Annotated in this window: 20 protein-coding genes, 1 pseudogene and 1 riboswitch; of the genes and pseudogenes, 18 read left to right on the plus strand and 3 right to left on the minus strand. The window is 40.2% G+C overall.

The annotated features are described in order from the left end of the window. Nucleotides 1–352: 352 nt before the first annotated feature. Nucleotides 353–454, plus strand: a riboswitch (purine riboswitch). 149 nt (nucleotides 455–603) lie between these two features. The 14 genes from purE (at nucleotide 604) to M2M59_RS03755 (ending at nucleotide 14,119) form a co-directional block, all read left to right on the plus strand. Beyond that, nucleotides 604–1,089 carry a 5-(carboxyamino)imidazole ribonucleotide mutase gene (purE, locus tag M2M59_RS03690; protein WP_147194502.1) on the plus strand — a complete coding sequence of 162 codons (486 nt, stop codon included), beginning with the start codon at nucleotides 604–606 and terminating at the stop codon, nucleotides 1,087–1,089. Further along, nucleotides 1,073–2,221, plus strand: a complete 1,149-nt coding sequence (gene purK, locus M2M59_RS03695) for a 5-(carboxyamino)imidazole ribonucleotide synthase (RefSeq protein ID WP_249775550.1) — start codon at nucleotides 1,073–1,075, stop codon at nucleotides 2,219–2,221. The genes purE and purK overlap by 17 nt, the downstream gene beginning before the upstream one ends. A gap of 94 nt (nucleotides 2,222–2,315) precedes the next feature. Then, entirely contained in the window at nucleotides 2,316–3,035 is a 720-nt protein-coding gene (gene purC / locus M2M59_RS03700) for a phosphoribosylaminoimidazolesuccinocarboxamide synthase (RefSeq protein ID WP_147194497.1), read from the plus strand. Continuing rightward, entirely contained in the window at nucleotides 3,028–3,282 is a 255-nt protein-coding gene (purS, locus tag M2M59_RS03705; protein WP_249775551.1) for a phosphoribosylformylglycinamidine synthase subunit PurS, read from the plus strand. The genes purC and purS overlap by 8 nt, the downstream gene beginning before the upstream one ends. After that, on the plus strand, nucleotides 3,279–3,965 hold the full coding sequence (purQ, locus tag M2M59_RS03710; RefSeq protein WP_249775552.1) for a phosphoribosylformylglycinamidine synthase subunit PurQ: 687 nt from the start codon (nucleotides 3,279–3,281) through the stop codon (nucleotides 3,963–3,965). Before purS ends, purQ begins: the two co-directional genes overlap by 4 nt. Continuing rightward, nucleotides 3,949–6,171: a phosphoribosylformylglycinamidine synthase subunit PurL gene (gene purL / locus M2M59_RS03715; RefSeq protein ID WP_249775553.1), complete on the plus strand. Its 2,223-nt coding sequence runs from the start codon at nucleotides 3,949–3,951 to the stop codon at nucleotides 6,169–6,171. The genes purQ and purL overlap by 17 nt, the downstream gene beginning before the upstream one ends. Further along, the gene (gene purF / locus M2M59_RS03720) at nucleotides 6,156–7,592 is read left to right on the plus strand and encodes an amidophosphoribosyltransferase (protein ID WP_249775554.1); all 1,437 of its coding nucleotides are present in this window, start codon (nucleotides 6,156–6,158) and stop codon (nucleotides 7,590–7,592) included. Before purL ends, purF begins: the two co-directional genes overlap by 16 nt. Nucleotides 7,593–7,646: 54 nt before the next feature. Then, nucleotides 7,647–8,663, plus strand: a complete 1,017-nt coding sequence (gene purM / locus M2M59_RS03725; protein WP_249775555.1) for a phosphoribosylformylglycinamidine cyclo-ligase — start codon at nucleotides 7,647–7,649, stop codon at nucleotides 8,661–8,663. Continuing rightward, nucleotides 8,663–9,247, plus strand: coding sequence for a phosphoribosylglycinamide formyltransferase (purN, locus tag M2M59_RS03730; protein ID WP_249775556.1), 585 nt, complete (start codon nucleotides 8,663–8,665; stop codon nucleotides 9,245–9,247). The genes purM and purN overlap by 1 nt, the downstream gene beginning before the upstream one ends. Nucleotides 9,248–9,258: 11 nt before the next feature. Beyond that, complete coding sequence (gene purH, locus M2M59_RS03735; RefSeq protein WP_249775557.1) at nucleotides 9,259–10,794, plus strand: bifunctional phosphoribosylaminoimidazolecarboxamide formyltransferase/IMP cyclohydrolase; 1,536 nt, start codon at nucleotides 9,259–9,261, stop codon at nucleotides 10,792–10,794. Between the two features lie 15 nt (nucleotides 10,795–10,809). Beyond that, nucleotides 10,810–12,063, plus strand: coding sequence for a phosphoribosylamine--glycine ligase (gene purD, locus M2M59_RS03740; RefSeq protein WP_147194474.1), 1,254 nt, complete (start codon nucleotides 10,810–10,812; stop codon nucleotides 12,061–12,063). 204 nt (nucleotides 12,064–12,267) lie between these two features. Further along, nucleotides 12,268–12,888 (plus strand): DUF47 domain-containing protein, encoded by a 621-nt coding sequence (locus tag M2M59_RS03745; protein ID WP_066784901.1) that lies wholly within the window; start codon nucleotides 12,268–12,270, stop codon nucleotides 12,886–12,888. Between the two features lie 14 nt (nucleotides 12,889–12,902). After that, nucleotides 12,903–13,901: an inorganic phosphate transporter gene (locus M2M59_RS03750; protein ID WP_147194472.1), complete on the plus strand. Its 999-nt coding sequence runs from the start codon at nucleotides 12,903–12,905 to the stop codon at nucleotides 13,899–13,901. Nucleotides 13,902–13,930: 29 nt separating this feature from the next. Further along, the gene (locus tag M2M59_RS03755; RefSeq protein ID WP_249775558.1) at nucleotides 13,931–14,119 is read left to right on the plus strand and encodes a hypothetical protein; all 189 of its coding nucleotides are present in this window, start codon (nucleotides 13,931–13,933) and stop codon (nucleotides 14,117–14,119) included. 240 nt (nucleotides 14,120–14,359) lie between these two features. Here the strand turns inward: M2M59_RS03755 and M2M59_RS03760 are convergent, their stop codons facing one another. Next, nucleotides 14,360–16,513, minus strand: a complete 2,154-nt coding sequence (locus M2M59_RS03760) for a YhgE/Pip domain-containing protein (protein WP_249775559.1) — start codon at nucleotides 16,511–16,513, stop codon at nucleotides 14,360–14,362. Between the two features lie 86 nt (nucleotides 16,514–16,599). Continuing rightward, a complete protein-coding gene (locus M2M59_RS03765) occupies nucleotides 16,600–16,752 on the minus strand; it encodes a hypothetical protein (RefSeq protein ID WP_173668467.1) in 153 nt (50 codons plus the stop codon). Between the two features lie 148 nt (nucleotides 16,753–16,900). On the opposite strand from M2M59_RS03765, the gene M2M59_RS03770 reads away from it, so the two are divergent. The 3 genes and pseudogenes from M2M59_RS03770 to M2M59_RS03780 all read left to right on the plus strand — a co-directional run bounded on the left by M2M59_RS03770 (nucleotide 16,901) and on the right by M2M59_RS03780 (nucleotide 19,429). Then, a complete protein-coding gene (locus M2M59_RS03770; protein ID WP_249775560.1) occupies nucleotides 16,901–18,292 on the plus strand; it encodes an aldehyde dehydrogenase in 1,392 nt (463 codons plus the stop codon). A 47-nt stretch (nucleotides 18,293–18,339) separates the two neighbouring features. Beyond that, nucleotides 18,340–18,939: an NDxxF motif lipoprotein gene (locus tag M2M59_RS03775; protein WP_147194462.1), complete on the plus strand. Its 600-nt coding sequence runs from the start codon at nucleotides 18,340–18,342 to the stop codon at nucleotides 18,937–18,939. A 32-nt stretch (nucleotides 18,940–18,971) separates the two neighbouring features. Further along, nucleotides 18,972–19,429 (plus strand): annotated as a pseudogene (locus M2M59_RS03780) (NUDIX hydrolase). Nucleotides 19,430–19,696: 267 nt separating this feature from the next. Here the strand turns inward: M2M59_RS03780 and M2M59_RS03785 are convergent. Continuing rightward, nucleotides 19,697–21,277: a two-component system sensor histidine kinase NtrB gene (locus M2M59_RS03785; protein WP_249775561.1), complete on the minus strand. Its 1,581-nt coding sequence runs from the start codon at nucleotides 21,275–21,277 to the stop codon at nucleotides 19,697–19,699. Nucleotides 21,278–21,388: 111 nt separating this feature from the next. Between M2M59_RS03785 and M2M59_RS03790 the strand changes: the two genes are divergently transcribed. Further along, nucleotides 21,389–22,444, plus strand: coding sequence for a M42 family metallopeptidase (locus tag M2M59_RS03790; RefSeq protein WP_249775562.1), 1,056 nt, complete (start codon nucleotides 21,389–21,391; stop codon nucleotides 22,442–22,444). The last annotated feature ends 1 nt before the right edge of the window (nucleotide 22,445 follow it).

A 22,445-nucleotide genomic window follows, 5' to 3' on the forward strand; every position in this document is an offset into this window, starting at 1 on the left:
CCCTGCTTCCAATTTAATTAGTCCTCAATTTTATAATGGAATTCATCAAACTATGTATTAAACTACAAAAAACCTAAAAATGTAAATCCCTTAATTCATCGTATCATGCACAAAAAGATAGAACAATCTTTATCCTATAGCGTAGCGGAAGACGGCGTATCCTGCGGGAAAAGCTTGAGCTGAAAGCCCCGCAAGAACGAAGTGATGAGGAGATTGAAGCCAAGCCAGCGGAAAGCGCCGTCTGGAGCGGTGCGGTTTATAATTAGTTATTTAAAAAGCGAACATTATATAAATAAAATTATATAATGTTCGATTATTGGTTTGACAGCTGGATAATCCTGTAGTATTATCAGGGTGTAATAAGCAATTCTCTCATATATCCCCGGGAATATGGCCCGAAAGTTTCTACCCAATAACCGTAAATTATTGGACTATGAGAGAAAGTAGAACCGTTTGCTGGATAGAATGGGACCAGTGTACCCATTTTCACTTTCCGGACAGACTACTTTCTCTTTGAAAGTAATCTGTCCGTTTTTTTATTTCAAAAGAATGCAGAGTAGAGTGATGTCTTACTTAATCTTTATGTTAGATGGAGGGAAAGAGATGCCACAAGTTGGGGTAATTATGGGAAGCACATCTGATTGGGAAACAATGAAGCATACATGTGCCATTTTAGAGGAACTGAAAATCGACTTTGAAAAACGAGTAGTATCAGCTCACCGAACGCCAGAATTATTATTCCAATATGCCGAAGGGGCAAAGGAACACGGCATAAAAGTAATAATCGCTGGTGCAGGAGGAGCGGCCCACTTACCAGGTATGACAGCTGCTAAGACAACGGTTCCCGTTATTGGCGTTCCAGTACAAACAAAGGCGCTCAATGGGTTAGATTCTCTTTTATCGATTGTGCAAATGCCTGGCGGTGTGCCAGTCGCAACAGTAGCAATCGGGAAAGCAGGTGCAACAAACGCTGGCCTGCTGGCTGCTCAAATTTTGGCGACATCAGATGAAATGTTAGCGGAAAAGTTAGAAAGAATGCGCAATGAGACAAGGGAGAAGGTGCTAAACAGCAGTGAACAACTTACATAGCCCTGTGATTGTACCGGGGCAAACGATTGGCATTATCGGCGGAGGACAGCTTGGGAGAATGATGGCCATTGCTGCGAAAGCGATGGGGTTTCGTGTTGCGGTATTAGATTCAACTCCAAATGGGCCATGTGCACAGGTAGCAGATATTGAAATTATTGGCGCTTATGATGATACAGAAAAATTAAAAGAACTTGCAGGTGTAAGTGATGTCATTACATTTGAATTCGAAAATATTAGCTCTCCAGCATTGAATTGGCTTAGTGATTATGCGTATTTGCCTCAAGGCTCTGCATTATTAAGAATCAGCCAAAACCGTATTGCTGAAAAAACGGCTCTAAAGTCCAGCGGTGTTGAGGTCGCTCCATATTGTGTCATTCAAACCTTGGAGGAACTTGCAATCGGGGTAGAAAAAATAGGATTTCCGTGCGTGTTAAAAACAGCTCGCGGCGGTTATGACGGTAAAGGGCAGCTTGTAATAAAGAGCCGTATAGATTTATCTCGCGCAAGCGATCTTATACAAAGCGGTATCTGTGTATTAGAAGCTTGGGTGCCCTACGTGAAAGAAATATCTGTCATTTTGACTAGAAAAGCAGACGGTGAATGCACGTGCTTCCCAATTGCTGAAAATATTCATCAAGACAATATTTTAGCACAGACCATTGTACCTGCCCGCATCAGTGAAAAAGCAGTCGAAGAGGCTACCAAACAGGCAATGATGCTCGCAGAAAATCTAGAAGTTGTCGGCACGCTTGCGGTCGAGATGTTTTTGACAGAAGAAGATAAAGTGATTATGAATGAACTCGCACCACGACCGCACAATTCAGGACACTTCACGCTGGATGCCTGCGAAACCTCACAATTTGAACAGCATATTCGGGCAATCTGTAATTGGCCACTAGGAAGTACCGAATTGCTAAAGCCCGTTGTCATGATGAATTTGCTGGGACAGCATATGGAGAACGCGATTACAACCATATCACATAGTCATGGGTGGAAGTATCACATTTATGGAAAAAAAGAAGCGGCGTTTAATCGGAAAATGGGCCATATTAATATTCTTCACCGGAATACAGAAGAAGCTCTTGTGCAAATTGAAAAAAGCGGATTATGGAAAACACCCTTAAACACATAAATCATGCACATATATTGAAATGGGTGTTTGACTATCTTTATGGCGTATTTTATCAATTATTTAGTCATACTATTCGGAAAATGGAGGGGCAGGAATGGAAAAGAGAGAGATGTTATATGAAGGGAAAGCAAAAAAGATATACGCAACAGATCAGGAAGATGTAGTCCTAATACAATATAAGGATGAAGCCACTGCTTTTAATGGGGAGAAAAAAGCAGAGATTGCAGGCAAAGGGGTTTTAAATAATTCGATTACAAGTTTGCTGTTTTCAAAACTTCATAGCGAAAACATTCAATCTCATTTCATCCAGAAACTTTCCGAACGAGAGCACCTTGCAAAGAAAGTATCCATTATTCCATTGGAAGTAGTAGTGCGAAACAAAGCTGCCGGTAGTCTGTCCAAAAGGCTCGGTATAGCAGAGGGAACGCCATTCTCTAAACCACTTGTTGAATTTTACTATAAAGATGATGCATTGGGCGATCCACTGCTCAATGAAGATCATATTGAAGAACTGGCGATTGCTGATCCAACTGATGTGATTGTGTTAAAACAATATGCACAGCGGGTGAATGCGGTGTTGAGTGCGTTCTTTCAAGAGCTTGGCATTACGCTTATAGATTTTAAATTGGAGTTCGGCAAAACAGCTGATGGTGAAATTTTACTTGCGGATGAAATATCGCCGGATACTTGTCGACTGTGGGAAACAGCTACAAATAAAAAGCTAGATAAAGATGTCTTTCGCCGGGACTTAGGCAGTTTAACAGAAGCTTACCAAACGATTCTCATGAAATTGGAGGAAGAAATCCATGTATAAGGTACAAGTATATATTACATTGCGTGAAAGTGTATTAGACCCTCAAGGTTCGGCTGTAAAACAATCCTTGCATAGCCTTGGCTATAAAGGAGTTGAAGAATTACGAATTGGTAAATATCTTGAACTTACCATTGATCAAAAAGAACAAGATATAGATGGTTTGGTTAATGAAGTTTGCCAGAAACTCCTGGCAAACACGGTGATTGAAGACTATCGCTACGATATCAAGGAGGTTGCCGCGCTATGAAGTTTGCTGTCATTGTATTTCCTGGTTCGAACTGTGATGCTGATATGTACCATGCCATCAAGGATGAGCTTGGTGAAGAGGTGGATTATGTTTGGCATACTGAAGATAATCTAGAACGCTACGATGGCATTTTGCTTCCTGGAGGATTTTCTTATGGAGACTACCTTCGAAGTGGGGCGCTTGCGCGTTTTTCAACTATCATGGAGCAGGTAGTTAAGGCAGCTGAGGAAGGGAAGCCTGTGCTTGGCATCTGCAATGGATTTCAAATTTTATTGGAAGCAGGCCTTTTACCTGGCGCGATGAGAAGAAATGAACAGCTTTCATTTATTTGCCGAAATGTGAAACTAAAAGTAGAAAACAGTCAGACTCCTTTCACGAATCTATATACAACTGGTGAAGTGCTTTCCATTCCGATTGCACATGGTGAAGGAAATTACTATTGCGATGATCAAACACTAGAAGAATTAAAAAAAGAAAATAGAATCCTGTTTACCTATCATGAAGAAAACCCGAATGGAAGCCTCGAGAATATTGCCGGCATTATGAATGCGAGAGGCAATGTGCTGGGTATGATGCCACATCCTGAACGAGCTGTAGATGCGCTTTTAGGATCAGAGGACGGGCTGAAGCTGTTCCAATCAATCGTTAAGAGCTGGAGGGAATCACATGTCGTTACTACTTGAACCTACTGTTGAATCCATTAAAGAAAATCGTTTGTATGCTGAAATGGGATTATCTGATGAAGAATTTGCATTGGTTGAAAAAATTCTGGGACGCACGCCTAACTACACGGAAACAGGTCTTTTTTCTGTCATGTGGTCAGAACATTGCTCCTATAAAAATTCAAAGCCCATTTTAAAGAAGTTTCCTGTAACAGGCGAAAAAGTATTACAGGGACCAGGTGAAGGAGCAGGGATTGTCGATATCGGTGACGATTTAGCCGTTGTATTTAAAATCGAAAGCCACAATCATCCATCGGCTATCGAACCCTATCAAGGAGCTGCCACAGGTGTAGGGGGTATTATCCGTGATGTCTTTTCGATGGGAGCACGCCCTATTGCTTTATTAAATTCGCTTCGTTTTGGAGAACTGCAAAATCCTCGTGTGAAATACCTGTTCAAAGAAGTAGTTGCAGGTATTGCAGGATATGGAAATTGCATTGGCATTCCAACAGTAGGAGGAGAAATCCAGTTTGATTCTTCCTATGAAGGCAATCCTCTTGTCAATGCGATGTGCGTCGGTTTAATTGCACATAAGGATATCAAAAAAGGCCAAGCGCATGGCATAGGGAATACTGTCATGTATGTAGGTGCAAAAACAGGACGCGATGGAATTCATGGAGCTACATTTGCTTCAGAGGAGCTTTCCCAAGCATCCGAAGAAAAACGCCCTGCCGTTCAAGTCGGTGATCCGTTTATGGAAAAACTATTGCTTGAGGCATGTCTTGAGCTTGTTCAATCAGATGCGCTTGTTGGCATACAAGATATGGGTGCAGCAGGTTTAACCAGTTCTTCTGCCGAAATGGCAAGCAAAGCTGGTTCTGGCATTGAAATGCATCTCGATCATGTTCCACAACGCGAAACAAATATGACCGCCTATGAAATGATGCTTTCCGAGTCACAGGAGCGCATGCTACTTGTTGTTAAAAAGGGTCGTGAAAACGAAATCGTCGAATTGTTTTCGAAATATGGCCTTGAAGCCGTATCGATTGGAAGAGTAACAGATGATCACCAATTGACACTATTCCATCAGGGCGAAAAAGTAGCACAGGTGCCGGTGGATGCACTTGCCGAGGATGCACCAGTCTATCATAAACCATCAAAAGAGCCGCAGTTTTTCAGCGATTTCCAAGCAATGAACGTAAAAGTTCCAGTGGTTACAGATTATAAAGAGACTCTTTTGAATCTTTTGGCACAGCCTACTATTGCCAGCAAAGAGTGGGTGTACAACCAATATGATTATATGGTGAGAACAAATACAGTCGTAGCGCCGGGCTCTGATGCCGCAGTTGTCCGCATTCGAGGAACGAAAAAGGCTCTTGCAATGACAACAGACTGCAATTCGCGTTACTTATACTTAGACCCTGAAAACGGAGGGAAAATCGCTGTAGCCGAAGCAGCTAGAAATATTGTATGTTCCGGCGGAGAGCCACTTGCTATTACAGATTGCTTGAATTTCGGCAACCCGGAAAAGCCAGAGATTTTCTGGCAGCTTGAGCAAGCGGCTGACGGAATGAGCGAAGCTTGCAGAACGCTGAAAACGCCGGTAATTGGCGGTAATGTTTCGCTCTACAATGAAACAAATGGTGAAGCAGTATACCCAACCCCTGTAGTAGGCATGGTAGGGCTTATTGAAGATACAGCACATATCACAACACAAACGTTTAAAGATGCGGGTGATTTGATTTATATCATCGGCGAGGCAAAGGAAGAGTTTGGTGGAAGTGAACTCCAAAAGATGGTAGAAGGAAAGATCTTTGGGAGTGCCCCAGCTATTGATTTAGAAATCGAACAAAAGCGCCAATCCCAATTGCTTCAAACGATTCGATCAGGACTTGTTGCATCAGCTCATGATATTTCTGAAGGTGGACTATCTATCGCACTGGCTGAATCATTATTTGGTCAAAATCAATTGGGAGCAAAAGTATCTATAAAAGGTATTGAAACAGCAGCACTCTTCGGTGAAACACAATCTCGTTTCCTTCTATCGATTAAGGAAGAGAATCAAGCTGCATTTGAAGCAGTGATGGATGATGCTGTATGTCTCGGTAAAGTGACGTCCACACCAACGCTTATCGTTCATAACGAAAAGGGAGAACTACTAATAGATGCGGCTGTCCAAGAATTGCAGGATGTGTGGAAAGGAGCAATCCCATGCTTGCTGAATTAAAGGGTTTAAATGAAGAATGCGGCGTATTTGGGATATGGGGCCATCAGGATGCAGCAAATATTACATATTACGGACTCCATAGTCTCCAGCACAGAGGGCAAGAAGGCTGCGGAATGGTTTTAACAGATGGAAAAAATCTAACCGGTGCAAAAGGCGAAGGGCTTGTCACAGAAATATTCACACCAGAAAAAATGCAAGGCCTTTCAGGGCATGCGGCGATTGGGCATGTACGTTATGCAACAGCAGGAGGTGGCGGATATGAAAATGTCCAGCCATTCCTCTTTAACTCACAAAGCGGTGGGCTTGCACTGGCACACAATGGAAATCTGGTGAATGCGGCACAGTTAAAAGATCAGCTGGAAGCACAGGGAAGCATTTTTCAGACCACTTCAGACACGGAAGTTCTTGCTCATCTAATTAAACGCGGTGGTTTTGCTGATTTGAAGACGCGTGTTAAAAATGCGCTTGGGATGTTAAAGGGAGCATATGCTTTTTTAATCATGACCGAGACGGAAATGATGGTAGCTCTTGATCCACATGGTCTTAGGCCATTGTCTTTAGGAAAGATTGGCGATGCGGTTGTTGTAGCTTCTGAAACATGCGCCTTAGACATCGTCGGCGCTCAATTTATACGGGATATTGAACCGGGTGAGCTTGTGATCATTAATGAGGAAGGCATTCATTCTGAGAGATTCGCACATGCGACACAGCGCTCGATGTGTTCAATGGAATATGTTTATTTCTCTCGTCCTGACAGCAATGTAGATGGAATTAATGTTCATACAGCGCGTAAAAATTTGGGAAAACAGCTGGCGCTAGAATCTGTGATCCATGCAGATGTCGTGACAGGGGTGCCCGATTCTGGCGTTTCAGTAGCGATTGGCTATGCGGAAGCATCTGGTATTCCATACGAGATGGGCCTCATAAAAAACCGTTATGTCGGACGAACATTTATCCAGCCATCACAGTCTCTCCGGGAGCAAGGGGTGAAAATGAAGCTGTCACCTGTGAGAGGGGTTGTAGAAGGTAAACGTGTAGTCATGGTCGATGATTCGATAGTACGAGGAACAACAAGCAAACGAATTGTAGCCATGCTGAAAGAAGCGGGGGCGAAAGAAGTGCATGTTTGTATCAGCTCACCGCCTATTAAAAATCCTTGCTTTTATGGTATCGATACATCGACGCAAGACGAACTGATCGCATCGAAACTGTCAGTCGAGGAGCTTCGTGAATTGATTGGAGCAGACTCGCTTACTTTCTTAAGTGTAGAGGGCATGGTCAAGGGAATTGGTAGGCCTTATGCAGATGGAGGGCAATGCTTAGCATGTTTTACAGGCCAATACCCAACGGAAATTTATCCGGCATCAGAATCTGTATCAGAAAATCTAACAGTAGAAGAAGTAAAATTGGGAGCTAACTGACGCTCAAACAATTAATCTTGGTAAAAAATAGAAATGCTGAAAAGGAGTCATTCCATGGCAAATGCATACAAACAAGCTGGTGTAGATATTGAAGCCGGCTATGAATCCGTAGAACGCATGAAAAAACATGTGGCAAGAACGATGAGGCCAGAAGTGATGAGTGGACTTGGCGGCTTCGGCGGACTATTTGACCTTTCCACACTAGGTTTAAAGGAGCCTGTCTTAGTATCTGGGACAGATGGCGTTGGGACAAAGCTTCTTCTAGCGATGAAGATGGGACGCCATAACACAATCGGCATTGACTGTGTCGCAATGTGTGTAAACGATATTGCCGTACAGGGGGCACAGCCGCTTTATTTTCTTGATTATATCGCGCTGGGTAAAGCTGTGCCGGAACGTATTGAAGACATCGTGAAAGGAATTGCTGAGGGCTGTGAGCAAGCAGGCTGTGCATTGATCGGTGGCGAAACAGCTGAAATGCCTGGCATGTATGATGCGGATGAATATGATGTGGCTGGTTTCGCTGTAGGGGCGTGTGAGAAATCTCAATTAATCACAGGAGCATCCATCCAGCCTGGCGATGTGATTATTGGACTTGCTTCAAACGGCATTCATAGTAATGGGTTTTCGTTAGTACGAAAAGTTGTTGAAGATATGCCTTTGGATCAGTATGTTGAGGAGATTGATGGGGTACTAGGCGATGTGCTGCTTACACCTACGAGAATTTACGTAAGAGCTATTCAGGCTGCGATGCAAGAATTTGAAATCAAAGGAATGGCCCATATTACAGGTGGAGGTTTTGTAGAAAATCTCCCTCGCATGCTGCCTGCCGGAGTAGGAGCAGCTGTGAAACTCGACACCTGGAAGGTTCACCCAATATTTTCTTTATTGCAGAAAAAAGGGCAAATCTCAACGCATGAAATGTACCAAATCTTTAATATGGGCATTGGTTTGGCTGTGATCGTGAAGGGTGAAGACGCCGAACGTGCTGTAGCTCAATTTAAAAAATCAGGTGAAGAAGCCTATATTATTGGCGAAACAGTTGCAGGGGAAGGAGTGTCGTTTGCCTAATGAAAAAGATTGCTATTTTTGCATCAGGTAACGGCTCAAACTTTCAATCCATCATGGAAGCTGAAGCAAAGAAAGAACTAAAAATAAAAACATCCCTTCTTGTCTGTGATCATCACGAGGCTTATGTTGTACAACGTGCACAAGGCTTGGGACTTCCTATTTTTTGCTTTAATCCAAAGGAATACGAAGATAAAAAGGCATATGAGGAAGTAATCCTAGAGCATCTACTTGTAGAAGGAGTGGACTATCTCATTTTAGCTGGCTATATGCGCCTTATTGGACCGACCATTCTACGGGAATACGAAGGACGAATCATTAATATCCATCCTTCACTACTACCAGCTTTTCCTGGTAAAGATGCAATAGGGCAGGCACTTGATGCAAAGGCAAAGGAGACAGGCGTCACCGTCCATTATGTGGACGAAGGCATGGATACAGGACCTGTCATTGCACAGGAGTCCGTGCGAATTTATGAGAATGACACGGAAGAGTCGTTGAAGAAACGTATTCAAATAGTAGAACATCGTCTTTATCCATCTGTTTTAAAAGAACTATTTCAACAAGAGCATTTAAACATAGGTTGAGGAGGAATCATATGTCTAAACGAGCATTGCTGAGTGTATCAGATAAAAAAGGGATTATTGATTTTGCGAAGGGTTTAAAGAATGCTGGATTTGAAATTATTTCAACAGGCGGTACAAAAAAGGCACTATTGGACGAGGGCATTGAAGTGACAGGCATCAGTGAAGTGACCGGTTTTCCTGAAATTTTGGAAGGACGAGTAAAGACACTCCACCCAATGGTTCATGGAGCACTGTTAGCAAAGCATGGTGAAGAAAGCCATCTTCGTCAGATAGAAGAGCATGGCATCGCACCCATTCAGCTTGTTTGCGTCAATTTATATCCATTCCAACAAACCATTGAAAAACCAGATGTAACTTGGGAAGAAGCCATCGAGAATATTGACATCGGAGGACCATCGATGCTTCGATCAAGTGCTAAAAACCATCAATATGTTACGGCGGTTGTTGACCCAGCAGATTATGAAGGCATCCTTTTAGAATTAGCTGATACAGGAAGTGTTTCATTTGAAACAAATCGGAAGCTAGCTGCGAAGGTTTTTCGCCATACAGCAGCCTATGACACGATGATTGCCCAATATATGACAGAGCTATCAGGGGAGGAAAATCCGGAAAGTCTAACAGTGACTTACCAATTAAAACAAAACTTGCGTTACGGAGAGAATCCACATCAGAAAGCTGCATTCTATGAAAAGCCACTAGGCTCTCTTTTCTCAATCGCTAAAGCAAAACAGCTTCATGGAAAAGCACTTTCCTACAACAATATCAATGATGCAGACGCGGCCATTCAAATTGCCAAGGAATTTGCAGAACCCGCGGCGGTTGCTGTGAAGCATAGTAATCCTTGTGGTGTAGGTACAGGTGACACAATAGCCGAAGCTTTTGCTAAGGCGTTTGAAGCAGATGAAACTTCTATTTTCGGAGGAATAGTGGCTTTAAATCGAACCGTTGATGTGAAAACAGCTGAGAAACTCAGCGGCATTTTCTTGGAAATTATTATCGCTCCTTCATTTACACCAGAAGCGCTCAATCTCTTAAAAGCGAAGAAGAATATTCGTCTGTTAACCATCCCATTTGAGGCTAGTTCAAATGTAGAAAGAAGAATCTCTTCCATTGAAGGCGGGCTGTTGGTACAAGATAGTGATAATGCCAAGCTGGATGAAACGACAACTACAGTGCCTACAAAACGGAAGCCGACTGAAACAGAGTGGCAGGCGTTGAAATTTGGCTGGAAGGTTGTGAAACATGTTAAATCCAATGCAATTGTTGTCTCCAACGATCAAATGACACTTGGTGTGGGAGCAGGTCAAATGAACCGAATAGGAGCAGCTAGCATCGCCTTAGAACAGGCAGGAGAAAAAGCAGCAGGCAGTATTATGGCTTCAGATGCCTTTTTCCCAATGGAGGACACAGTAGAAGCTGCTGCTAAAGCGGGCATTACGGCCATTATTCAGCCTGGAGGTTCTATTAGAGATATGGATTCTATACAAAAAGCGGATGAATATGGAATTGCCATGGTATTCACAGGTGTTCGACATTTTAAACATTAACAATGAGGTGATTGGATGAAGGTACTTGTAGTAGGACGTGGTGGCAGAGAACACGCTATTGCAAGAAAACTTGCGGAGAGCGAGCATGTTGATAGAGTTTTTGTAGCACCAGGAAATCCAGGAATGGCCGATGTTGCTGAACTATGTAACGTCCATGAAAATGACCATATCGGACTTATCGCATTTGCAAAAGAAAATCAAATTACCTTCACTATTGTAGGTCCTGAAATACCTTTAATGGAGGGTCTAGTAGACGATTTTGAGGCGGCTGGACTGCGTGCGTTTGGACCTTCAAAGCTAGCGGCAGAGATTGAAGGAAGCAAATCATATGCAAAGGATCTAATGAAAAAATACAGCATCCCCACAGCACATTATAAAACTTTTACTGACTTCGCTCTTGCTAAATCTTACATTATGGAAAAAGGGGCACCAATTGTATTGAAAGCAGATGGCCTAGCTGCTGGTAAAGGTGTAGTAGTGGCTATGACAGAAGAAGAGGCGCTGCAGGCATTGTCAGAATTAACATGCGAAAAATTGGTGATCGAAGAATTTTTAGAAGGAGAGGAGTTTTCCTTCATGGCTTTTGTAAATGGAGAAAAAGTGTACCCATTGGCTATTGCACAGGACCACAAACGAGCTTTTGATGGAGATGCGGGCCCTAATACGGGAGGTATGGGGGCATACTCGCCTGTTCCACAAATTTCAAAAGAGATCGTGCAGGAAGCGCTTGATCATATTTTGATGCCGACCGCAAAAGCGATGGCTACAGAAGGACGCCCATTTACTGGTGTACTGTATGCCGGGCTAATTTTAACCGATGCTGGTCCTAAAGTGATTGAATTTAATGCTCGGTTTGGTGATCCGGAAACACAAGTGGTCTTGCCACGTCTTGGTTCTGATTTAGCAGAGGCCATCGAAGCTGTTTTAGATGGACGAGACATGGAGCTAGAATGGAAAGAAGAGGCAGTGCTAGGCGTAGTTCTTGCAGCTGAAGGCTATCCAAGAGATTATACAAAAGGAATTTCACTTGATGGAATGGAAACAATATCTTCTGATGTACATATCTATCATGCTGGAACAGCTCAATCTAAAGACGGTAAATGGATTTCAGATGGCGGAAGAATTCTAGTTGTTGCAGCTGAAGGAACTGATTTGGAGGATGCACATAAAACAGTGTATGAAGAAATTAAAAAAATAAAGAACGATGGCTTGCATTGGCGAAATGATATCGGCAACCGAGCATTGAAACTGAACCAGCCCGCACTCTAAGCGGCTGGTTTTTTTGTTGTTGAAGTTTATATTCAGGTTTATAAGAGAATAAAATCGAAATTATTGAAAAAGTTAGTAAGTAATGTTACAGGATTGTAAATGTTCTATTAAGTAGTGTAAATTTACAAGCAATTTATTTTAATTACTGATATGCTATTTTTGCAAACAGCACATAGTATATACTAACTTTTTCAGGGGGATTTTATGTTTAGTCGAAAGAAAGTAGATCCATTTTTTGATGCCTTAGTTAAAATATCAGTGAATGTACAAGAAGCCTTGCATTTTGCCAATGATTTTCGAATTAAAAATTTTGAGGATCTACAGGAAATTAGCACAAAAATGAAAAAGTATGAAACTGACGGTGACACGTTGATTCATGAGTTAATTGTGATGTTGAATAAATCGTTTATGACTCCAATTGAACGTGAAGATATTTTGGCACTAGCCAACAGCATGGATGATGTACTGGACGGCATGGAAGAATGTATTGCACATTTTGATATGTTTGCGTTAACAGATATTGATGAATCTATGAATACATTTATCGAATATATTGTGAAGAGTACAGATGAAATTGTGAAAGCAATGGAGAAATTGCAAAATAAAAATCTAACAAGCATGCGTGAAAATGCAATTTTAATAAAAGATTACGAAAGTAAATGTGATGAAGTACTGCGTGTATCCATTAAACAGTTATTCTTACATGAAAAAGACCCAATCCGCATTATTCAATTTAAAGATATTTACGAGCAACTAGAAGATATTGCGGATGAATGTCAAAAAGTAGCAAATACAATGGAAACCATCATTATGCGTAATGCATAGAAAGTGAGTGCAGCATGGATTCAATCATACTATTAACAGTTCTCGTTGTTATTTTCGCTTTAGCATTTGATTTTATCAATGGGTTCCACGATACAGCTAATGCGATTGCCACTTCAGTATCCACAAGAGCATTATCGCCAAAAGTAGCTGTTATGATGGCTGCTGTAATGAACTTTATTGGAGCTATCACTTTTACAGGAGTTGCGAAAGCCATTACCAAGGATATTGTCGATCCTTTCGCCTTAGAGAATGGGTCAGTGGTAATTCTTGCAGCATTAATAGCAGCGATTATATGGAATTTAGTGACATGGTATTTCGGTATTCCATCTAGTTCCTCGCATGCCATCATTGGATCGATTGCAGGTGCAGCCATTGCAGCTGCAGGCTTTAGCATCTTGAATTACGGTGGTTTCCTTAAAATTTTGGAAGCATTACTTCTTTCGCCGTTCATTGCGATTGCCATGGGATTCATTGTGATGTCTCTTTTCAAAGTCATCTTTAAAAAGGCACATCTTTATAAGACCAATAAAGGGATCCGCTACTTGCAAATTTGTACAGCAGCGATTCAATCATTTACACACGGCACCAATGATGCCCAAAAAGCTATGGGTATTATGACAATGGCGTTAATTGCTGCAGGCTGGCAAACAGGCGATGAAATTCAAACATGGGTGCGGATTGCAGCAGCCACAGCGATGGGGTTAGGTACGTCTATCGGAGGCTATAAAATTATCAAAACCGTAGGCGGCAAAATTATGAAGCTTCGCCCAATTAATGGTGCTGCTGCAGACTTAGCATCCGCATCCATTATCTTCGGTGCGACGCTGATCCATTTGCCTGTAAGTACAACTCATGTTATTTCTTCATCTATTATGGGTGTAGGCGCGGCACAACGAGTAAAAGCCGTTAAATGGGGAGTAGCCCGCAAAATTGTTATGACATGGATTATTACGATGCCAACGTCGGCTGCCTTAGCTGCCATTTGTTATTTTATACTGAACTTAATATTTTAATAGAATTAGGCTGTCAACCTCTTTTGGGGTTGGCAGTTTTTATTGTGTATGCATTGTTTGTATGTAGAGTAACTTTGGAGGTTTTCTCAGAAGAAAAAAGATGGTATGGAATTTTAAATCAAAATAAAAAAGCAGGCGCTCATCTGCCTGCTAATAGAAAAGAACTCCCAGCAATCCGTGCTGTTATGGAGTTCCTTTTTGTGATGATTTACGAATAAATCTCACGTAGGTTTGGCACCTAATTGTATATTATAGTACGGTTTTTAAAAAAGACAAGCTATTTTTACTGAAATGAATCATTTGTAGGATAAAGTGCAAACAAAAGCCTTGCACAGCAATTGTGCAAGGCTCTTATTTGAGATTATTGAGTCTTACTTGTGTAAGAATCTCCATCTATCATAATTTTCAAAACAACAAATGTCAATACGTTGTATCGTTTTGATGTGAAATACGTAGATTTAGTGGAATAAACCAGATTTTCTGGATTTCTCGGTCATTTTTAAAGTCATGGTTTGCATTTGCTTTTTAAAAATACTTCCAAATAACAGGATAAATAGCAAGACGCCACCTAGGAAGGATAAGTCTAAAATGACTTTCTGCCAAATGATTCCGCCAATAGATTCTCTAGCCAAGGAAATCGCGTAGGTAAAGGGAAGGTAAGGATTAATGATCTGGAAAAACTTGGGTAGCAAAACGACAGGATATGTCCCTCCTGAACCTGCCAGCTGCAATACAAGCAGGACAATGGATAAGGCTTTTCCGATATTTCCGAAGACTGAAACGAGCGTGTAAACAATGGTCATGAATACAATGCTGATAAATAAGCTAAAGAGTAAAAAAGGAAGCGGTGCTTGTACGGAGACTTTTAAGAGGAAAAGGTCGCCTAATACAATAATTAGCGCTTGCAAAAGGCCAATCGTCCAAAATGTCAGCAGCTTACCAAAGTATACTTCTCGAACAGTATATTGCTTATCCTCTACGTCTGTCGCCAATAATGAAACAAGCAGTAGTCCGCCAACCCAAATGGCCAAGACAGAATAAAACGGAGCCATGCCAGTGCCATAATTAGGGATAGGGAATACGCGATGTTCTTTCATCTTAATAGGTTCTTCAAAAAAGGTCTTTTCAGCGGTCGGATTATTGATGAGCAATTGGATGACACTGTTAAGATTTGTTTCTTTCTCGAAACTGCGTATTTGATTGGCGAGCTTTTGTACACGACTATGAATAAGCGGATAATCAGCAATTGCTTTTTGCAATCCTTGGTTGGTGCTAGCTAATGTACTATCAGATACATTTAATAAGCGTGTTATTTCAGGGAAAGTAGACTGGATATCTGTCAATATACCTTTCGTTCCTGTTAGCATCTCTTTTATATGATTGATATGTGAATCGATTGTAGGTTGAATAACATTGTCGAACTCATTCGTGAAATTCTTTAGGCCAGTGAGGGCGGTATCTGAAAACTCCCGTAGCTTTCCAATCCTTTGAGAAAGCCCTTGTACTTGGTCTGTGTTTGATTGTATATTTTGCTGCAGGGTTTCCATGGCTTGTTGAGCATTGGCTGTTTGCTGTAAAGCTTTGTCTAAAGCTTGACGGTCCTCCGTTGTTTGTTGATTATTGCTGTTTTGTTGCAGTGTTGTCAGGGCAGTGTGAATAGCGGTCAATCTTTCAAGTGCAGTACTCGCTTGCTGGTTCAGTTTATTATGCATATCAGTCAAAGTGGCAGGCGTGAAGTTATCGTTGTTTAAGGCTGTAATGAGATCTTGGGCAGATGTAGCAATATGCTGGATTTTTTCAACATCATTTCTTACTTGGGGTTTGAGCGAATTTATTTTTGTTTCTGCATTATTGATGAAAGTTAATGTCTGATTGATCATGGAAAGACCATCTTGTGTTAAAGCCTTTGCTTCTGGCAAATCCTTTTTGGCTTTTTGAAGAATTTGACCAGCGCTATTGAGGTCCTTTTGCGCTCGTTGAAGCTTGTTGAAAATAGACGGTAAATCTCTTTCTAGAGTGAAAACCAAATTTTTAAAGTTTTCGATATCAGGCAATTCCTCCTGCATCGTTACGCCAAGCCTGTTCATAATATCAAAGATAATACCATTCACTGTTCCAATAAATTTGCTGCTCATTGATTCGACTAAAACACTAGCACCTTTGCTGGTGATTTTCGGAGCAATAGAATTAATCTTTTCGTTTACAAAGTAATCCATCTTGGCGCGTTGGGGCTGCCCGCTTGTGACAGTCGCTAGTTCCTTAGAAAACCCTTTAGGAATGATGATGACAGAGAAATAGTCTCCATTATTCAAACGATCCAACGCCTTAGTCCTTGTTGTAAACTTCCAATCCATATCATGATTGCCTTTTAGTTGCTCTACTAATTCCTTCCCTGCATTAAACGAGCGGTTCCCAGCTGTTGCTCCTTGATCTTCATTAACAATGGCAACGGGGATCTGATTGGTTTTTCCGTAAGGATCCCAAGAAGCAGCGATATTAAGCCAAGCATAAAGAGAGGGTAGAATAATTAGCCCCAATATGATAATGGCTGAACTACCGTTTATAACAATATTTTTTATATCTCTTTTATAAATTTGGATGCTTTTGTTCATTCCTGTCTCCACCTTTTTTTGAAAGTGAAAAAAGCATGTATACGGATAGTTGCGTATACATGCTTGAAGTAAGATGAAGGTATATGTTAGATCGTTAACTCATCTTGTCGTTCAAAACGTTCTGTATTTTGCAAATACAAAAATCCTTCATCTTCTAGCTCCTGTTGACGTTCCAGTGATAGTCCAATTGATAAATCCCCTGAAAATAAAGATTCCCACCAAGTGTCTGTTTTTATCATATTAATGACTCCCTTCGCGACTAGTATTCATTTTTCACAAATGGTACAATTTGAAAAAAGACAGTGCGTACTGGCAAAATCAACATTCTATTTAGCTGAAATTAGTATGGATAAGTTGGTTTTTTTTATACTTTGTAGGAGGGATTTTATGGCGAATTTTACTGTACAAGATATTGAAAACATGATCGCTTTGCAACGAGAATATTATATGTCGGGTGCAACAAAAACACTGGAATTCCGTAGGGAACAGTTAAAGAAATTAAAGGGATCCATTCAACGAAACGAAAAAGAAATAATGAGCGCTTTAAATCAAGATTTACATAAGAGTGAGTTTGAGGCTTACTCGACAGAAGTCGGTATTGTATTAGAAAGCATCGGTTTTATGCTGAAGTATTTAGAAGAATGGATGCATCCTATAGCTGTTCCTACTCCGATCTATTTCCAACCTGCCAAAAGTATGGTGGTTCGAGAGCCATATGGTGTTTCATTAATCATTGGCCCATTTAATTATCCATTCCAGCTTGTTATGGAGCCGTTGATTGGCGCCATTATTGGTGGGAATACAGCAATTGTGAAGCCATCAGAGTCTGCTCCACACACAGCAGCTGTCATACAAAAAATAGTTGAAGAAACATTTGAAGAACGTTATGTACGTATGGTAGAGGGCGAAGTGGAGGAAACATCCATACTTATCCATGCACCTTTTGATTTTGTGTTTTTCACAGGTAGTGTAGGAGTAGGGAAAATCGTAGCCAAAGCATGTGCCGAACGATTAACACCACACGTGCTTGAGCTAGGTGGTAAAAGCCCGGTCATTGTAGATCAAACAGCTAATATTGAAGTAGCAGTAAAACGGATTGTGTGGGGGAAATTTTTAAATGCAGGCCAAACATGTGTGGCACCGGATTATGTGCTTGTCCACGAATCAGTGAAAGTAACATTCATCCGCCATTTAAAAAAAACGCTGCAAAAGTTTTATGGCTCCAATCCACAAGAGAGTCCGGACTTTGGACGTATTATCAATACCAAGCAGTTCGATCGGCTGAATCAACTGCTCACAAAGGAAAAGGAACATCTCTTGTTTGGCGGGAATGTAGACAGAGAAGATTTGTATATTGAACCAACTGTTTTACAAGATATCAGGTGGGATAATCCTGTGATGGAAGATGAGATTTTTGGTCCGATCCTTCCTTTACTAGTGTATGATGATTTGCCTGAGGCTATATATCGGATCAAGCAGAAGCCAAAACCGCTTGCGGCTTATTTCTTTTCAGAGACCGAAAAAGCCATTCAATACTTTTTAGATGAATTGCCGTTTGGCGGAGGGTGCATTAATGATACGATGGCACATGTCGGGAATACCCACCTGCCATTTGGGGGAGTTGGTCCGTCAGGTATCGGCAATTATCACGGTAAGGCTAGTTTTGAATGCTTTACACATCCAAAATCTATTCTTAAACGATCTAGTAAACTAGCGAATAATTTATTGTATCCACCTTATAAGCAAAAGGCAAAGTTAATTCGCACAGTTTTGCGATAAAGGATAAATGAGAAATCTCTAGCCTTAAGGGGGAGAAGAATAAATAAATGAGGAAAATTGTTTATGGCTTCTTAATTGTATGTGCACTGAGTGGTTGTTCTCAGAAAGAATATATCGATGATGCGGAAGACGATACACCACTTATTGCAGATGTGAAAATTCCGCGTACTGTTTTCAATTCAACCAAAAAAAATCAAACTCTTAACAAAGAGGAAATGAAACGTAGCATACAAACCTACCTAGATAGTGATGAAAAATTAGAACGTGCTAGTGAACCATTTGAGGACAATATTTATGACGGTGAGAAATTATCTAAAAGTGAATCAAAAAAGCTGAACAGGATTAACAAGCTTATAAAAGAAAATGATGAATCCTTCTCACAATATATCTCGAATAATACCTTACCGGAAGGGTATCAAGAAGAATCTGAAAGAATCAGTCGTTATATAACGGCTTCAAACGAATATATTCATGAATTAAACACAATAATTGATAAGGTTAGTGATGGGGATTTTTCTAAATTAAACATTGGTTCACTCATTGAGAAAAATGGGGTAGTCAATGGCAAAGAACAGAAAAAAATAGAAGCATTCCTTGATAAGGAAAATATTCAAACAATAGCATTTGGACGTGAAGGTACTAAATAGAGAGATTAGTTTTTAGGCTATCGGAGGTTGGTATGGGATATATTAAGGAATTAAGAAATATAGTGGGCAGTCGACCTTTAATCATGGTAGGTGCATGTGTAATTCTTATTAATAACAAAAATGAGCTATTGTTGCAACTTCGCAAGGATAATCATTGTTGGGGGTTATCCGGTGGTTCTATGGAGATAGGGGAAACATTAGAACAAGTTGCCAAAAGAGAGTTATTTGAAGAAACAGGATTAACTGCAAACAATTTAATGCTATTAGAGGTTTTTTCTGGCCAAGATCTTTACTATCAATATCCTCATGGTGATGAGGTATATAATGTAGTAGCAGCTTATATATGTAAAGATTATAAAGGAATCATAAGGCAGAAGAAAACGAGGTTGCGGACTTAAAATTCTTTCATATAAATAGTATCCCTTCTAACATAAGCCCACCAGATTTGCCGATAATCCGTGAATATATTCGGAGCCAAATGCAAGAATAGGCTCAACCCTTTTAGATCAAGTAATTATTATAAAAAGAGGCAATAGCTATTCTGTTTTTGGATAGAAATTGCCTCTTTTCATATGTTTAAATTAGCTATGTTGTTGAGCAATGGTACAGCCTGTCTTGAACAGTGGCAACGCCTTCTATAAAAAAAGCGAGTATGAGAACGATTTCACATTCCATACTCGCAGTTGTCTAAAAGGGAGACTTTTCAGTCCTCGTATCAAAATTTTATCTAAATACAAAATAGCTTTATTGTAACTTCTTACGATTCAGACAGCATTTCTAGGAAAATGGATATTTCAGTTCCTTCTCCAACGCTGCTGTTGATTTCTATCCAACCTTTATGCTCTTGAATAATTTTTTCAGAGATCATCATACCAAGCCCTGTCCCTGCATCTTTTGTTGTATAAAATGGCTCGAAAATATGTTGAATGACTTCCTCAGACATTCCCTGCCCGTTATCTGCCACTCGAATCGCACAATAACCTTCTTCTGCTTCTTTAATCGAAATCGTAATGGTGCCATCAGTTTCAATCGCTTCGATTGCGTTTTTTATCAAATTAATTAAGACCTGTTTGATTTGATTAGAGTCACCTCTTAATACAATATTGTTATCCGGAATATCCTCTAGTAGACAAATATTTTTCATTTGTAACTCTGGTTTGAACAATAATAAGATATCAGATACCACATGTTTAACATCAAAATCTCTCACTTGTTTTGAATGAGGTTTCGACAGAACTAAGAACTCGCTAATGATTAAATTTATACGGTCAATCTCTGCGTTAATTAGATTTGTATAGTAGGTGTAAGGCGAATTTTGCTCATTATTCATCATTTGAACAAAACCAGAAATCACCGTTAAAGGATTACGAATTTCATGAGCCACCCCAGCAGCAATTTCACCTGCAACTTTTAACTTTTCTGACTGGATTCGCATTTGTTCTGCTTCTTTTTTATAGGATATATCTCTAGTAATGACAGATGTGGCAATAACCTTGCCTTCATCGTCAAGTATTGGTGAAAGAGTTACTTGTGCATCAAAGTAAGTACCGTCTTTTTTCATATCCTTTGTCTCAAATAGGTGGAAGCTTTCTCCATTTAACAAATGGCGTAAACGCTCATTTGCATACGCTAAATTTTCTGGTGGAACAAGCGGAATCTCGTTTCCAATACATTCTTCTTTACGCCATCCATACAATTTTTCAAAAGCAGGGTTTACTGCTACCACACGTCCTTCCAAATCAAAAACGGCAATACTATCTTTCGCATTTTCAAAAAATAGGTGCAGGTAGCCTTCTTTTGACAATAATTCTTGCTGTTTCTCTTCAGCTACTTGTTCAACCTTTTTCCATCTATAATTCAAATAGTTGCTTTGAATAATTCCAATTACTGCTAAGAATATAAAAATTAAAAAGAATATCGTCATATCTGTTGAATTATAGAATTTAGAAAAGGGCTCATAATGAAATTTTAATAGAAAATAAAATTCAATCAATGAGATAGACATCATAGCAAAATTCAGCCAAAAAGAATGATAGATAGCTAAGATAAAAAGTAATAATATAAAGAGGACCAAATGATGTGTATAATTAAAATATAGATTAATCAGTACAACAAATGAATTGAGTCCTATTGCCAACAGAATACAAATCAGTCGTTCATCAATTTTAAAATAGGTTAATATACCAATACAGATACAAAATAGAATAGACGAAAGCGTTAAGAGTTGGCCATCATCTATTAATCCAAGTAAATTAATCAATGTATGAAAAATGGTCGCCGCTACTAAAATTAACAGTACGAAGCGATTCTTTTTTCTTAATATGGTAGAGTGCTTCATTAAGACACCTCGGAAGTACTAAATATTTTCATACTTCCATCATACATGATTTTACGTTGTCGTAAAATGTCCTATTTTGATATGATGAGAGAACAAGTAGGGGGAATTGCATTGAAAAATAGATTTAACGAAGAAGAAACAGTTGAATTGCTAGAAAAATTAGTGAATATTGCAAGTCCATCAGGCTATACAACAAAAATTATGAATTTTATCAGTGAATATTTAGAAGATAGTAATGTTCCATTCATCAAAACAAATAAGGGCGCTGTCATTGCTACACTTGAAGGCAAGAATACGCAACGCCATCGCTTGCTGACAGCTCATGTTGATACATTGGGCGCTATGGTAAAAGAAATCAAATCAAACGGTCGCCTGGCACTGACGATGGTGGGCGGTTTCAGATGGAATGCTGTAGAGGGTGAGTCCTGTACCATCCATACGGCTTCCGGCAAAAAAATCCGAGGTACCATTCTCATGCACGAAACATCTGTTCACGTATACAAGAAAGCAGGCGAGCTGCCCCGCAATGAGGAACATATCGAAGTTCGAGTTGATGAAAAGGTGTTTAATGAAAAGGACAGCCGATCAATCGGTATAGAAGTAGGCGACTTTGTTTCTTTTGATGCCCGTTATGAAGCAACTGAAACAGGTTTCATTAAATCTAGACATCTGGATGATAAAGCAAGTGCAGCTATACTGCTTCAATTCGTGAAAACAATCGTTGCTGAAAAGATTGAATTGCCGTATACAACGCATTTTTATATTTCAAACAACGAGGAAATTGGCTATGGCGGCAATGCAAGCATACCTTCTGAGGTTGTTGAATATATAGCTGTAGATATGGGAGCGATTGGTGACGGCCAATCATCTGATGAATATACTGTTTCCATTTGTGTGAAGGATTCAAGCGGTCCTTATCACTATGAGCTGACACAGCATTTAGTCAAGCTCGCAAAAGAAAGCAACATAGATTACAAACTAGATATTTATCCTTACTATGGTTCAGATGCTTCTGCCGCCATTCGCGCTGGTTTTGATATACGGCATGCATTATTTGGTGCAGGGATTGAGTCATCTCACGCGTATGAACGGACACATATTGATTCAATTAAGAATACAGCTCAACTTGTATCTGCGTATGTGGCGTCAACCATGTGTGACGAGTAAT

Source organism: Rummeliibacillus sp. G93, assembly GCF_023515935.1.
Lineage (GTDB): Bacteria > Bacillota > Bacilli > Bacillales_A > Planococcaceae > Rummeliibacillus > Rummeliibacillus stabekisii.